Annotated in this window: 14 protein-coding genes and 1 tRNA gene; 5 read left to right on the forward strand and 10 right to left on the reverse strand. The window is 58.6% G+C overall.

The features are described 5' to 3' along the window. Window positions 1–20 precede the first annotated feature (20 nt). Both KBY85_RS04170 and grxD read left to right on the forward strand, forming a co-directional pair. Window positions 21–254: a BolA family protein gene (locus KBY85_RS04170; RefSeq protein ID WP_254960317.1), complete on the forward strand. Its 234-nt coding sequence runs from the start codon at window positions 21–23 to the stop codon at window positions 252–254. Window positions 255–258: 4 nt separating this feature from the next. After that, the gene (gene grxD / locus KBY85_RS04175; protein ID WP_106632779.1) at window positions 259–582 is read left to right on the forward strand and encodes a Grx4 family monothiol glutaredoxin; all 324 of its coding nucleotides are present in this window, start codon (window positions 259–261) and stop codon (window positions 580–582) included. Window positions 583–606: 24 nt separating this feature from the next. On the opposite strand, the gene KBY85_RS04180 is transcribed toward grxD, so the two are convergent. Further along, the gene (locus KBY85_RS04180) at window positions 607–873 is read right to left on the reverse strand and encodes a DUF6761 family protein (protein WP_254936090.1); all 267 of its coding nucleotides are present in this window, start codon (window positions 871–873) and stop codon (window positions 607–609) included. A 177-nt stretch (window positions 874–1,050) separates the two neighbouring features. Between KBY85_RS04180 and KBY85_RS04185 the strand changes: the two genes are divergently transcribed. After that, on the forward strand, window positions 1,051–1,812 hold the full coding sequence (locus KBY85_RS04185) for a response regulator transcription factor (RefSeq protein WP_254960348.1): 762 nt from the start codon (window positions 1,051–1,053) through the stop codon (window positions 1,810–1,812). Here KBY85_RS04185 and KBY85_RS04190 read toward each other — a convergent pair. The 7 genes from KBY85_RS04190 to KBY85_RS04220 all read right to left on the reverse strand — a co-directional run bounded on the left by KBY85_RS04190 (window position 1,796) and on the right by KBY85_RS04220 (window position 8,911). Next, complete coding sequence (locus KBY85_RS04190; RefSeq protein WP_254960318.1) at window positions 1,796–2,332, reverse strand: hypothetical protein; 537 nt, start codon at window positions 2,330–2,332, stop codon at window positions 1,796–1,798. The genes KBY85_RS04185 and KBY85_RS04190 overlap by 17 nt on opposite strands. Further along, window positions 2,329–2,613, reverse strand: a complete 285-nt coding sequence (locus tag KBY85_RS04195; protein WP_254960319.1) for a hypothetical protein — start codon at window positions 2,611–2,613, stop codon at window positions 2,329–2,331. The genes KBY85_RS04190 and KBY85_RS04195 overlap by 4 nt, the downstream gene beginning before the upstream one ends. Window positions 2,614–2,641: 28 nt before the next feature. Further along, the gene (locus KBY85_RS04200; RefSeq protein ID WP_254960320.1) at window positions 2,642–5,170 is read right to left on the reverse strand and encodes an EAL domain-containing protein; all 2,529 of its coding nucleotides are present in this window, start codon (window positions 5,168–5,170) and stop codon (window positions 2,642–2,644) included. A gap of 94 nt (window positions 5,171–5,264) precedes the next feature. Next, complete coding sequence (gene crtH / locus KBY85_RS04205; RefSeq protein WP_254960321.1) at window positions 5,265–6,794, reverse strand: carotenoid isomerase; 1,530 nt, start codon at window positions 6,792–6,794, stop codon at window positions 5,265–5,267. 27 nt (window positions 6,795–6,821) lie between these two features. Then, window positions 6,822–8,195, reverse strand: coding sequence for an FADH(2)-oxidizing methylenetetrahydrofolate--tRNA-(uracil(54)-C(5))-methyltransferase TrmFO (trmFO, locus tag KBY85_RS04210; RefSeq protein WP_254960322.1), 1,374 nt, complete (start codon window positions 8,193–8,195; stop codon window positions 6,822–6,824). A 4-nt stretch (window positions 8,196–8,199) separates the two neighbouring features. Then, window positions 8,200–8,322 (reverse strand): photosystem II protein Y, encoded by a 123-nt coding sequence (locus KBY85_RS04215; protein WP_106632785.1) that lies wholly within the window; start codon window positions 8,320–8,322, stop codon window positions 8,200–8,202. A gap of 73 nt (window positions 8,323–8,395) precedes the next feature. Next, complete coding sequence (locus tag KBY85_RS04220; protein WP_254960323.1) at window positions 8,396–8,911, reverse strand: gamma carbonic anhydrase family protein; 516 nt, start codon at window positions 8,909–8,911, stop codon at window positions 8,396–8,398. A gap of 96 nt (window positions 8,912–9,007) precedes the next feature. On the opposite strand from KBY85_RS04220, the gene KBY85_RS04225 reads away from it, so the two are divergent. Both KBY85_RS04225 and KBY85_RS16050 read left to right on the forward strand, forming a co-directional pair. Continuing rightward, a tRNA-Lys gene (locus KBY85_RS04225) sits at window positions 9,008–9,079 on the forward strand. A gap of 1,083 nt (window positions 9,080–10,162) precedes the next feature. Then, complete coding sequence (locus KBY85_RS16050) at window positions 10,163–10,336, forward strand: sigma factor (RefSeq protein ID WP_254931292.1); 174 nt, start codon at window positions 10,163–10,165, stop codon at window positions 10,334–10,336. A 266-nt stretch (window positions 10,337–10,602) separates the two neighbouring features. Here KBY85_RS16050 and KBY85_RS04230 read toward each other — a convergent pair whose 3' ends face one another. After that, entirely contained in the window at window positions 10,603–10,872 is a 270-nt protein-coding gene (locus KBY85_RS04230) for a ribbon-helix-helix domain-containing protein (RefSeq protein WP_254931290.1), read from the reverse strand. A gap of 1,027 nt (window positions 10,873–11,899) precedes the next feature. After that, complete coding sequence (locus KBY85_RS04235) at window positions 11,900–12,718, reverse strand: glycosyltransferase (RefSeq protein WP_315859517.1); 819 nt, start codon at window positions 12,716–12,718, stop codon at window positions 11,900–11,902. Window positions 12,719–13,089 lie beyond the last annotated feature (371 nt).

Raw genomic sequence — 13,089 nt, forward strand, 5'->3', positions numbered from 1 at the left:
TTCGCTGCCTCTTCGCTTCGATGGTGCATCCAGACCAGGTGAAGGCCGCAATCACCTTGGCCATGCCCGATGCCTTGGTGGAGGTTGAAGACCTCACCGGTGGCGGCGACCATCTGCAGGTCACGGTGGTCTCCACAGCGTTCGACGGCCTGACCAAGGTCAGGCAGCACCAACTCGTGTATGGCGCCCTACGCCAGGAATTGGCCAGTGAGGCAATCCACGCCCTAGCCCTGCAAACATCCACTCCCGCCTGAGTCCATGGACGCCACTACCCGCCAACGCATCGAAGAACTCCTGGCCACCAGCCCGGTATTCGTTTTTATGAAGGGCAACAAGCTGATGCCCCAGTGCGGTTTCTCCAACAACGTGGTGCAGATACTGCACTCAGTTGGGGTTCCATTTGAAACCTTCGACGTGCTTTCGGATGCTGAGATCCGTAATGGCATCAAGTCATTTTCCGACTGGCCCACTATTCCCCAGGTGTATGTGAAAGGGGAATTCATCGGTGGCTCCGACATCCTGATCGAGATGTACAACTCTGGTGAGTTGCGCGAGAAGCTGGAAGTGGCTCTGGCTAGCTGAAGCGGCAGCTAGCAATTCAGCGAGTCAGTAGCGCTCGCTTTCGTAAAGGCTGCGCGGGTCACCATCGGGACCCACAAAGCTGGAAGGATCTCGAATCCAGCGGTCGGTGAGCTCCTCAAGTCGCCGCTGGGAGATCGGATCAAGCACCGCAGTGCGGCGCAGGGCGTGGATGTAGCCATCGGCGTAGAGCCGCAATTCAGCAGGGCTGTGGAAGCGATGGGCCAGTTCCTGGCAGGCATCGCACAGCGACTGGAAGTGGCGGATGGCGTCTGGGTGTTGAAGCGAAGTCATGGGGTCGTGGGACCTTTATCTATTTTGCCCCTTGGAGGCAGAAGCCGCGATTGGGTGGTCTCCGCATAGTTGGTGGTGTCCACACAAACGCATCGACTGATACGCGGATCCCCTGGCGGCTGCCGTTAAGGTGAATTCAACACAGTTGTGGACTTCATCAACTCCTCTAACCCGCCACTGCCGGCCTCTGGGGCCGCCAATCAGGCCGGAAGCCAGCCCCAGCGGGTTTTGGTGGTTGATCCCCACGCGACCCTGCGCACGGTGCTGGCCCAGCGCCTGCGGCAGGACGGCCATCTTGCGGCGGCGGTTGCTACGGCTCGTGAAGCTCTGGACGTGTGCCAGGACCAATCTCCCGATCTGCTGATCAGCGCAGAACTACTCGATGAGAGTTCCGCCCTGCGCCTGGCGGCCCAGCTGCGCTGCTCCGTGATGGTGCTCACGGCCCGCACCGGTTCGGAGCCCGTGGTGAGCCTGCTTGATGCGGGTGCAGATGATGTGCTGCGCAAACCTTTTGGCCTGGAAGAACTCGCCGCCCGCTGCCGCACCCTGCTGCGCCGTGGCGGCACCGGTCTGCAGGAACGGGTCTGTGTTGGTCCGCTTGAAGTTCACGTATTGCTACGCCAGGTAACCCTGCGCGACCAGCCAGTCGAGCTGAGTCCACGGGAATTTGCCCTGCTTTGTGCCCTGCTAATGCCCCCTGGGGTTGTTCGCAGTCGCCAGGAGCTACTGCGTATGGCCTGGCCTCCCTTCAGCGGAGGTCCTCGCTCGGTTGACACCCAAGTGCTCACCTTGCGTCGCAAGTTAGAGCAGGCTGGCTTGGGTGAAGGAGGCGGCATCGAAACGATGCGCCAGCAGGGCTATCGCTTCAGCCTGGAAACCCTGCCCGAAGCTGCTGCCGAGGAAGAGCCAGCGCGTCAGCAGCTCAACTCATTGGTTTAAGAGCCCAAACCAACTCTCCAAGCAACATGGCGGCACTCAGGCCGGCTAGGAGTTTGTAGGTCCAAGGTGGGCTGATGCGGCCGATTGAGCTGGTGTTGATGCCCGTTTCCTGGCTGAAGCGGCCCAGAAACTGCTCGAAGGCTGCGACCCGTTGCGGCAGCAGGTATGCCGATCCGTCTTCTCCCCTCACGTAAAAGACCCGGCCCCCCTGGCTTGTGGCTACTGGTGTGAGCCCGTTGATGGATTGCCAAGGCAGGCTCCAGCCGCGGCGCAGCAGCCAGGCACACCAGCTGGGATGGCCAACCCGAATGCCATCGGCACTTAGCTCAACGGCTTCACTGGTGGCTGCCACTACCAAGCCCAGCCCCAGGGGTAGAGCCAGCCAAAGCAGCAATTTGAGCTCTGCTGGTGCCAGTAGGGGCAGGGGCGCCACCATTGCCAAGTAGAGAGCGATCAGGGTGAAGCGGATCAGCGCGGCCATCGGGTAGCGGTCGCTGCTGACGGCCAAGGCGCCGGTCATCGATCTTCGGGGGAGCCGGGTAGGGGTTCGATCAGGGTCTCTGGCTGGTAGCGGCCGCTGAAAACTTCCTGCTCGCGACCTTTCCAGAATTCGCCAAGTCGCATCAGATCGGCGTGGGCCTCCTGCAGACTGGCCATGTAGGCATCCGGGTCCATGCTGTCCTTGGCCTCCTTGAGCTTGGTGAGCCGTAGTAGCTGCAGCATCCAGGGCTTGCTGAGCTCGCCGCGTTGCTCGAGGTAAGTGGCCAGCTCGGCGGAGCTGGGGGTAGGGGAGCCGGGCATTCCTTGCATTAGGGCTATTGGGCCCAGGCTATGCAGCGGGAAGTGGGATTGTGAGTCGCTTTCCACCCACAAGCTCAACCAGGGCGGCGATGTTTAGGGGCTCACAGAATAGATAGCCCTGGAATCGGGCCACCCCCATCTGTTGCAGCCGCTGAAAGCTCTCCTCGGTATCCACCCCTTCAGCGACGAGGGTCATCGATACGGAGTTCGTGAGCCTAGGGAGCAGTTCCACGATTTGTTCCGCATAGGAATCGTTGAGAACTCCGATTACAAAACTGCGATCGATCTTCAGTTCGTCAGGTTTTAGCGATAGCAGCAGGCCCATGGAGGAGAAGCCCGTTCCAAAGTCATCGAGTGAAATCCGCATTCCCGCTTCTCGACACTGGCGCAGATTAGTTTTAACCTCTGCAGTGGAGTTGAAGATCGCGGTTTCGGTGAGTTCAAGATTGATGTTGTTGCAAGAGATTCCATGGGCTGCAATGGCGTCGGTTAATTGGCCTGAAAAAGATGCGTCTGTGAGCTGGGATGGGCTGATATTGATCGCTAGGTTGAGCTGGTTGGGGGTTACTTTTAGAGCTTGGATCAGCTGCTTGAAGGTCTTCAACGTGGCTTCGATGAGCTGCCAGCCAACGCGACCCATGATTCGATAGTGTTCCGCTACCGGGATAAATAGAGTTGGGGGAACTTCCCCTAGGTCTGGGTGATCCCAGCGGGCGAGAGCCTCAACGGCTAGGACTTCGCCTGCGGCGTTGACGATCGGTTGAAATAAAATCCGGAAGGAGTCGGGCTGCGATGGCTCAAGTGATGCTTCGCAAGCCTGTTGGAGCGCAGTAAATAGCCGATAGTCACTGAGCGGATTGGACTCATTTTCCGCTGTGAACAGGTGAATGTGTTCCCCTTGGGATGACTTTGCCTTGTACATTGCCAGGTCTGCTTTTCGAATGATGTCTTCACTACTGAAGTGGTGTGGATCGCTGATCGTGATCCCAATGCTCAGGCTGAGTCGGTAGGGCGAGGCGGAGTCAACTTGACTTTTCTCAAAGGACTCAAGGATCCGGTGGGCTACCTGTTTGGCATGGAGGGCTAGATCATCTTCATTGCTGGCGTTTTGAGAGTCTCCCAGAATCAGAATGAATTCGTCGCCGCCGTAGCGCGCCAGGAAATCACCCTGGCGGCAGAGGGCCTTGAGTTGGTTGGCTGCCTTGCGCAGGGCTTGATCACCGATGCGATGGCCATAGGTATCGTTAATGCTTTTAAATTTATCGAGATCGATAAATAGCAGGACAAGAAGTGTCTGCTCTTCCTTAAGGCGATCGATTTCTCTTTCAAGGTGTTCGATGCAATAGCGGCGGTTGGCCAGGCCGGTGAGTGCATCGTGCATAGCCAGATCGCGGGCGGTGCCCAGAATCTGTTCAAACCGATTGGCAATCAAATGGATGTCTACTCGTTGGCGACCAGCGGGTTCGCTGCCGGATGTGGTCGACCCCTCGATCGGTTGGCTTGCGTGTGGCGAGGCATGGTGGCGCCGATCCTTCTGCAGCATCCCCCTGAAGATGAAGTTGCTGCTAGGGGGTGGGCTGGCAGGGCTGTGATCTGCTGAAGGGAGCGACTTGGGGGCTTTGAAATCAAGGATTTCAATCAGTGCACGGTGACTTCGGCGGATGCGTTGGGTGGCCCAGCGTTCCTTCTTGCGCAGCAGCAATCTCTGTCGGCGCTCGGCCAGTTTCCAGCTGAAGCGCATGGCCAGGGCGATCAGTCCCCCGCCGGTTAGCAGCAGCAGCAGATGGTTTAGTTCCCTGCGCTGCTCTGCCTGGCTATTGGCGGGTTTGACGCCCATCAGTCGCCCGTCCTCGCCGAAGGTCTTGGGTTTAAGCGCAGCCAAGGGCTCCCCCGTGGCGATGACTCCAGCTGGGGGGATGGGCTGCAGCTGAACCTGGATGCGGTTGAGCTCCTCCTTCAAGTGGGTGCCGAACTGGGGTTCGACCAGCGGGTTGAGGAAAATGAGGGTCGCTGTTGTGGAACGGCTGTTGTCGCTGGTGCCGATCGTGGTGGCGAAGCCGACGTAGAGTTTGTTGGTCTCGTCTGAGCAGATCACCCGGATGCCGGCGAGGCCCAGTTGGCGGCGGGTGCGGGCGGTGGAGTCCAGGCAGCGCACCAGCCGTTGATCAGGGGGCCGGTTCGGGCTGCTCAGGCCCACCTGAAGGGCCCGGCGTTGGGCTTGGGCGTCGTAGATCGCCATGGCGGCCCCTTGATCAAAGAGGCTGCTGGTGGCCAGGTTTTGGGAGGGGAAGGAGGGGTTCTTGCCCTCGATGAAGGCATAGCTGTCATCCCACCAGCCCCAGTCGCTTGCAATTCGCTGGGCGTCGCGGAATTCGGCTTCGAGTTTTTCCAGGGCGATCGTCTGGTTGGTGACGCTTCGGCCCTTGGTCAGCTGAATCCTCCGGACCGCTTCAATCCCAACCAGGATGACTATCAAAAACAGGATCAGGGCCGACCGTGAATGGCCACGCTTGATCCAGCTGATGCGCTCTTCTTTGGCCCATGAGCGCCACAGCATTCGCGCGGACTGGCGCCTTACCCCCGCATAAGGCTGAGAGAGCTCGTTGGTTGTGCCGACCGTCACTGGGCCGCCTTTTCCCTCTCTAGTCACCTTAGTCAGGCAGGCTCCAGGGATTGAGCCCCAGATCGGCGCCGATGCGGTGGGCGCAGGCAAAGCCACTGAAGGCCACCGCATTGAGGCCCTGACCTGGGAAACAGGAATCCCCCACCGCATATAAGCCGGTGAGGCCGGTGCGGTTGAAGGGCATCGGCAGCAGCCCCGGCAGGCGCAGGGCTGGGATTGGGCCGTAGCTGCCGCCCATGCGGCCCAGGAAGCGCCGGTGGCTGCGCGGCGTGCCGACTTCGCGGTGACGGATAGCCCCCTTCAGGCCGGGCAGGATCACTTCGAGTCGGCCGATCAGCCGGTCGGCATCCGCCTGTTTTTTGGCGCGATAGGCAGCTGGCGTGAGCCCCTGCCAGTGCTCCATGGAGCTGGGGGTGAAGGCATGCACGATGTGGCGCTCTGCCGGGGCCAGCTCCGGATCCAGCAGGGTCGGCATCGATACGAACACCACCCCCTGCTCGGCCTCCATCTCCTCCCAGTGCTCCAGCAGCAGGTGGTGGCAGTGGTAACCCTTGGGCACGATCTGGGCATCGATGCCCAGGTGCAGGGAGAGAAAGGAGGGGGAGGGCTTGTAGCGGCGTCGCCAGGTGGTTTCGGCCTTGGGGGTGTGGGCGGCATCTACCAGAGCGCCAAAGGTGTCCCAGCGGGTGGCGTTGCTCACTACGCGGCGGGCCCGCAGCTCTTCACCACTTGCCAGCTTCACCCCCACCGCAGTGTTGTTCTCCAGCAGCACCTTGGTGACACGCGCCTTGTAGCGAATCGCGCCGCCATGGTTCTCCAATCCCGCTACCAACTTTTCCGCGATCACGCCAACGCCCCCTTTGGGGTAATTGATGCCGCCGGCATGACGATCGGAGAACACCATGCCCGCATTGATCATTGGCGTGAGATCGGCCGGCATCACGCTCCAGCAGAAACACTCCATGTCAATGAACTTGAGCAGGGCCGGATCGCTGATGTGCTGCCGCGCCACATCGCCCACGTTCACCGGCAGCCAGCGGGCCAGGCCCAGGCAGGCCAAGGGTGCTTTGAAGAACACCTTGGCTAGGTAGGCCGGATCCTCCAGAGACAGCAGCGGCATCGCATCGAGGCAGCGGAACACCTGCCAGCAGGCGTCGTAGAAGGCGCGGATGCCCTTGGCCTCGTGGGGGAACAGGGCACTAAGATCACTGAGAAAGTGCTCGTAATCCCTGTCCACAGCCACGTTGAGTCCGCCGGGCAGGTGGTATTCGAGCTGTGCTGGATCGGGGATGGTGTCGCAGTGCTGGCCCACATCGGCCAGGGCCCGGGTGAGCAGGTTGGTGTGCCCCTGCTCGCCGAAGCCGAAGATCATCGAGGCGCCCACGTCGAATGTGTAGCCATCACGCCTGAAACTGCCGCCGGAGCCTCCCGGGATGAGGTATCTCTCCAGCACCAGCACTTTCGCCCCCTTGGCAGCCAGCTGGGAAGCGGTGACCAGGCCGCCGATGCCGGCACCGATCACGATCACATCCCAGATGGGGGCAGGGTTGCTGGTCAACGTTGGGCTGGAGATGCTGAAGCGACCTTAGGCAGCGGCGCTGTCGTCGTGCAGTTGTAGGGGCCGAGTGAAAGGCTCAAGATCCGCTAGGGACCGGTCGCGGTAGGCGCCGTAGCGGGCCCGTTTCTCGCGGACGCGTTCGGCTAGCTCGGGCAGTAAGCCGAAGTTGGGCGGCATGGGCTGGAACTTCTTGCTGGGCGCTTCGGCGATGAAGTGACTGAGGGCGCCCAGCATCGTGGTTTTTGGCAGGCTCAGGGGTTCCAGGCCCAGGGCCAGTCTGGCGGCGTTGGTGCCAGCCAGCCAGCCACCAGCTACCGCGGCTGCGTAGCCCTCGGTGCCGGTGATCTGGCCCGCGGCCAGCAGGCTGGGGCGCTGGCGGAACTGCAAGGTGGCATCGAGCAGCTGGGGCGATTCCAGGAAGGTGTTGCGGTGCATCACACCAAAGCGCACAAACTCGGCGTTCTCCAGGCCCGGGATCAGCCGCAATACCCGTTTCTGCTCGCCCCATTTCAGGTTGGTCTGGAAGCCCACCAGGTTCCAAAGGCGGCCGTCCTTGTCTTCCTGGCGCAGCTGCACCACCGCGTAGGCCCGCTTGGCGCGGCGCACATCGCGATCATTGAGATCGCCCCAGCGGGGATCCCAGAGGCCAATTGGCTTGAGCGGGCCATAGCGCATCGTGTCTTCGCCGCGGCGGGCCAGCTCCTCGATGGGGAGACAGCCCTCGAAGAAGTGAGCGCTCTCCTTTTCAAAGTCCTTTAGCTCGGCCTGCTCGGCAATTAGCAGCTCCTGCCGAAAAGCAAGAAATTGCTCCCGGTCCATGGGGCAGTTGATGTAGTCGGCATCGCCCTTGTCGTAGCGGGAAGCGCGAAAGGCCACGCCCAGGTCGATGCTCTCGCCTTCGACGATCGGGCTGGCCGCATCGAAGAAGTGGCAGTCGGCCCGGCCCGTGAATTCCCGCAGCTGCTCCGCCAGGGGCTCGCTAGTGAGCGGACCGGTGGCCAGCACGGCGATCTCACCGGGGCCGGGCAGCTCGGTGTGCTCCCGCCGCTCCACCGTCACCAACGGGTGCTGCTCGAGGGCGGCGGTGAGGGCGGCGCTGTAGCGGCCGCGATCTACTGCCAGGGCTCCGCCTGCAGGCACGGCGTGGGCGTCAGCCGTGCGAATCACCATCGAACCCAGGCGCCGCAATTCCTCTTGAAGTAGGCCTGCGGCCCGATCGCTACTTAGGGCGCCGAAGCTGTTGCTGCATACAAGTTCGCCAAATTCAGAGCTGTGGTGGGCTGGGCTGCGGCGCACTGGCCGCATTTCCACCAACCGCACCTCCAGCCCAGCTTGAGCGATTTGCCAGGCGGCTTCCGTACCCGCCAGGCCAGCACCGATAACGAGCAGCTCAGAGCTCAAATGCTCAGGCGCGGGCGCGCTTCAGCAGCAATTGCAGCTGTCCTACGGCGGCACGACCGATATGGAAGACGGCCCAGCTCGCGGCGAGCAGGATCGGAGCAACCACCAAAATCAGCCGACCGTCCATGGGAAGTCAAACGAGATCTAAGGATCTTACGGACTGAACCTCAGGATTCGCCTGTCTAGACCCGGATATGTCGTCATCCGTTCGCTTGGGCATGGGACTGGGCATGGGCATCGGCGAGTTGGCGGTAGCGGCGGGCGTGCTGGCGCTGCTCGGCCCGGGCCTCAGCCGTGAGCTCTCGTTTCACCTGGGCCGGGGATCCCATGACCAGGACTCCAGCGGGTACGTCGCGAGTCACTACCGATCCGGCGGCCACCAGGGCCTCCTCTCCCACGGTGACGCCATTGAGCACGATGGCGCCGATGCCGATCAGGCAGCCGTCTTTAAGGGTGGCGCCATGCACCACAGCCCGATGGCCGATGGTCACATCGGAGCCGATGGTCACAGGCTGGTCGGGGTCGCCATGCAGCACTGCTCCGTCTTGCACGTTGCTGCCCTCACCCACCACGATTGAACTGAGGTCGCCGCGGGCGACGGCAGTGGGCCAGAGACTTGCTCCTACCGCTAGCTGCACATCGCCGATTACCACGGCCGTTTCGGCCACCCAGGCCTCGGCGTGGATTTGGGGTTTGGGCCAGGGAAAGACGCTCATCCGCTGTGGCCAGTTGTTAGGCCATTCTCACGGTTGCCTCGCTCCCCTTGGAGGAGGTCGCCCCTGGGTGATACGTTCGTAAGTGCCTTAGGGCGCGGGTCGCTAGCTCAGCGGTAGAGCACTCGGCTTTTAACCGATTGGTCCTGAGTTCGAATCTCAGGCGACCCATTCTTGATCTGGGCCTGCATTCAGGGTCAGAAACATATTTTCTTGATGCTTACAGTCATAACAAGCGCCCCTAGGTCAAGCGCCCCTAGGTGAAACTGAATCCTCCAAAGCTCTGAGCTGCGTGAGGGCCCTGGTTGATCGATGGCAATGGCAAGAGCTAAAAGTTTATAATTAATGGGCGACATTAGTCATTGCCTGAGTTACTATGGCTTTACTGGACGGCCAACCCCTGTTTTAGCCAAAGTTGACGCAAATTGATGTTCATTCTGGTAAGTGATGAGCATTCCTGCGCGCAGCTACTGCGTCGTTTCTATACATTAAAGATGAGGCTTTTCAGGAGTCTTTGAGGCCGGCTAACCTGGCTTAAAGTAGTTGCAAATGCAACCCTTGAGCCCTACGGAGTGGGGTTACCCCGATTGGTTGGACAGTGATCAGGGCCACGTAGTGGAGAGTGTGCGGGCAGAGATGAACTGCTGCTTGTGATCTTTCCACCACGCGTTATCTCAGCAGCATCCCTTGGCCGACATTCTGCGGCTGATCTTGTGGTCCTCCAGCAATTGCCGGTATTTTGTCGGCATGTAGTGGCTGCCTTGATCGGTATGGATCAGGCCTCCATGGTGGCGGCCATATCTGGCTGACTACCTGTCGGCCAGAACCCACGATGGTTGCTGGCTTTTAATCCTCGCCTGATTCGCCCGATGATAAGTTTTAGTGGATTTTAGTGCTATATTTAGCTGCTAGATTTGAAGTGCTTGAATAGTCGCATTGCCGTGAGAAGTATGCCAAAAATACCCGCAGCTGCTTGTCAATTTAATGCTGCAGGGGGCTGCGCAACGCGGCACTAAGTAAGCATATGTGCTGATTTAATTTTAAAGTTGAGTCTTCTGGAGGAGTATGGCCGCAGTTGCTTCTCTGGTCTCCATGGCTGATTGCTTGAGTGATTATCAACAGGCGAATGGTGGCATTCCACTGCTGCGTGAAGGGGAGGGGGTTGAGCTTGGGCGAATGAATAGAAAATGGCGAGACTTTGACAACATCGCGAGTGTCAAACAGCGAAGGGGGCGCCGTGCTTTCGTCCGGATAATGAATTGTAACCTTAGGCTCATTGTTAGTGTTGTCAAGCAATATGGATTTCGAATTAGGGGTAACCAAGTTGGCAAGATTGATCTTGTTCAGGCAGGTAATTTGGGCCTTATGCGAGCCGTGGAAAGATTTGATCCGACCAGGGGCTATCGCTTTTCTACCTATAGATGTTGAGGGATTAAGCAATCTACGATTAGGCTTATTCAGGGCAATGATAGATTCAGCAATGCCTGAGATTGCTTTCTCCTGACGAGCAAGAAGTGATTAGCCACCGATCTTGTATTGAAAAGCGAATGGCTTTTGTCGATATTGCAAAATCAACGGGTAATGCAAAGCAACATATTCAGTCTGTAGAGTGGCGAGAACCTAATAAGCTAAGGAGGGCAATTGAGTGAGCCCTGTACCTTGCATAAGCTGCTTGGCTGGAATTGCCGCATGCTCTACGGTCGTCGAGAAAATCCATTAGACACGGAATCACCGTTAAGCATCAACTTTTTACTGGCCAACCCATCCACTATATTTTCTCGGACGTGTATGCCTATCAGATCTCTCTGATCCTTTAAAGCATCTTCAAGTAGGAATGCACAAAGGTTGGAAACAGAGCGGCCCTCTTCGTCTGATCTTTTTATCAAAGCCTCGTGTACATTGTAGCTTAATGTAATTGAGATCCTGCGTGGTTGGCGCTGAAGAATTCGTAGTTTATCGTTCATTGCAGTACTTTATCGATCTGGGGGCAAAATTAAGCAGAAGCCGCACTCTTGCGAGTGGTGAAATGATCATATTCGTTTATCACTGGAAGAATCTGCACTTATTTGGAGTATTTAAGCTACCCATAGCCTCAAGTTTGTGCGGATTTTTGTAATCTGCTGCAGGGTGTGAGGCACAGCGCCGCAGTTTTTCCCATGTTAGCTCTTAGTCAAAAATCGCTAAGTACACAAGAGGCCAGTAATCTAGCTATAGTATCTGACCAATGCACTGGTACGCGCAACTTTCGGTAGTCAATTGCTACAGCCAGCGCTCGAGACACGACCTCTTCGTTGCCGGCGAGGCGCCGTGGATATAGGAGGCTCGACGAAGAAGTATGCGAACTTACATGATGGCCGCCTAGGACTCTATAGGCACGGTTATGCTTTTGCTGATCCTTCTTCGTTGAATGCTCTGCTGTGATTTAATCAATACTCGGTCACGCGAAGTTATTGCCTGCCAAAACGTATCCCGCGGATGGAGTCAATTAATCCCATTACATTGAGAATCCATGGGGCGACCACGGCGACCGTAGTCATGTTCAAGATGCGCTTCGTCTTTCAGTCCATCTGAATGTAGTTATTGATGGGCCATGGCAGTGCTCCAGCAGCAATGAGGGTGATGACAAGTGATGCGAGAAATGCCGCGTGATTTCTCCTTTGCCGGTTTAAAACTTGTGTTGTGGTTTGAAGTATTGGCTAAAATTGTCTTGGTGCCTGGATGCTCATCCAGGCTGGACATCTTCCCCTGTCAAGTCATGTGGTTGCACATTAAAACTGCTCGTTTTTTCTATGATGCTCATCAAATTGCTGGGATTCAGCTTTATCAGCGGATCGGCAGCAGATGTGTGATCAGCCCTCTTTTGAATACCCACTAATCGAGCAGCCACAGCAACCTTGTACGAGCTGCCTCAGCAGACCCGCAAGGTTGTATCAACCCGTAGATCACGCCTCCCAAGGCCCCTCAGCGGGTATTGAATCGCCTTCCCTTCCACTAAACATGCCCTTGCTCGAGCTTGAAGATCGCGAGGATGAACACCCCTAGAAAGAACAGCACCGGAATCGGAAAGATCAGGTTGATCCAATGGAAGCGCCCTACCCGGCGGCTGAGCAGCAGCAACTGCACGGCAAAGGCGCCATAGATCAATGCATTTGGGCCGATCGCGTGGGTCCCCACCAGAGGCCAGCCCAGCAAGGCGCCAGGCAGACACCAGGCGGCCCAGAAGAGGCCCGAAAGCCACAGCAGCATCGCCAGCATCCAGGGCCAGCGAACTTCTCCGGCGGCGGTCGTATTGAAGCCGACCACCATGTCGGCCAACCCGCCGGGATACATGCGATATGCGATCGAATCGCTGCCGAGCCAGGCGCTCACGGGCAGGCCGAGCTGCTCGTAGCGATGGGCTAGGAACCAATCCTCCACCACTTTGTCAGCCACTGCCACATGGCCGCCGGCGCGCTGATAGTCGGCCCGACTGCTCACCATCGCCGGCCCGAAGGCGACTCCACAGCTCGGCCCCAGCCTTACCGCCATCAGCCCCACCAGGTTGAAGAGCAGAGAGAGCTGCTCATAAGGCTTCTCTGAGCGGTGATAGGGCTGTACCGAGACCAGTCCTCCTTGCTGCTCGTGTTGGGCGAGCAGCCGCTGCAGGAACCGTGGGGCAGGTTCGGTGTCGGCGTCGAGAAAAATCAAAACATCCCCCCGGCTGGCCTGCACACCGTGGTGAAGAGCCCAGGTCTTGCCGCACCAGCCTTCGGGAAGAGGAGGTGGCTGAATCACCTTGATCGCAAGCGTGTCAGCGCCCTGGCGGGCGATGGTGGCGGTACCGTCGCTGGAGTCATTTCGATCACGATCACTTCAGCGGGCCTGAGAACCTGGTTGCTGAGGGCCGCCAGTAGATTTGGCAGGGTTGCTGCCTCGTTTCGGGCAGGTATCAACACGGACACCGTTCGCTGGTGCAGCGGCATGCAGGCCGGAAGGGACGGCAGACTCAAGGCCAGAATCCAGCGCACCAGCAGCGACACCTCCAGCCAGCCAATTAACGCTCAGTTGCCTGAGGAGAATTTTCACCTTAGGGAGAGGGACTGGAACTATCAACCATTACCTCGGATTTGCAGCAGAATGACTTGGGCGTGTCTATCTGCTTGAGGAGCAGCACCTCTTAACCTTCTCGTCCCGCTCCTATG

It is taken from the genome of Cyanobium sp. BA5m-10 (genome assembly GCF_024346255.1).
In the GTDB taxonomy this organism is placed as follows: domain Bacteria; phylum Cyanobacteriota; class Cyanobacteriia; order PCC-6307; family Cyanobiaceae; genus Cyanobium_A; species Cyanobium_A usitatum.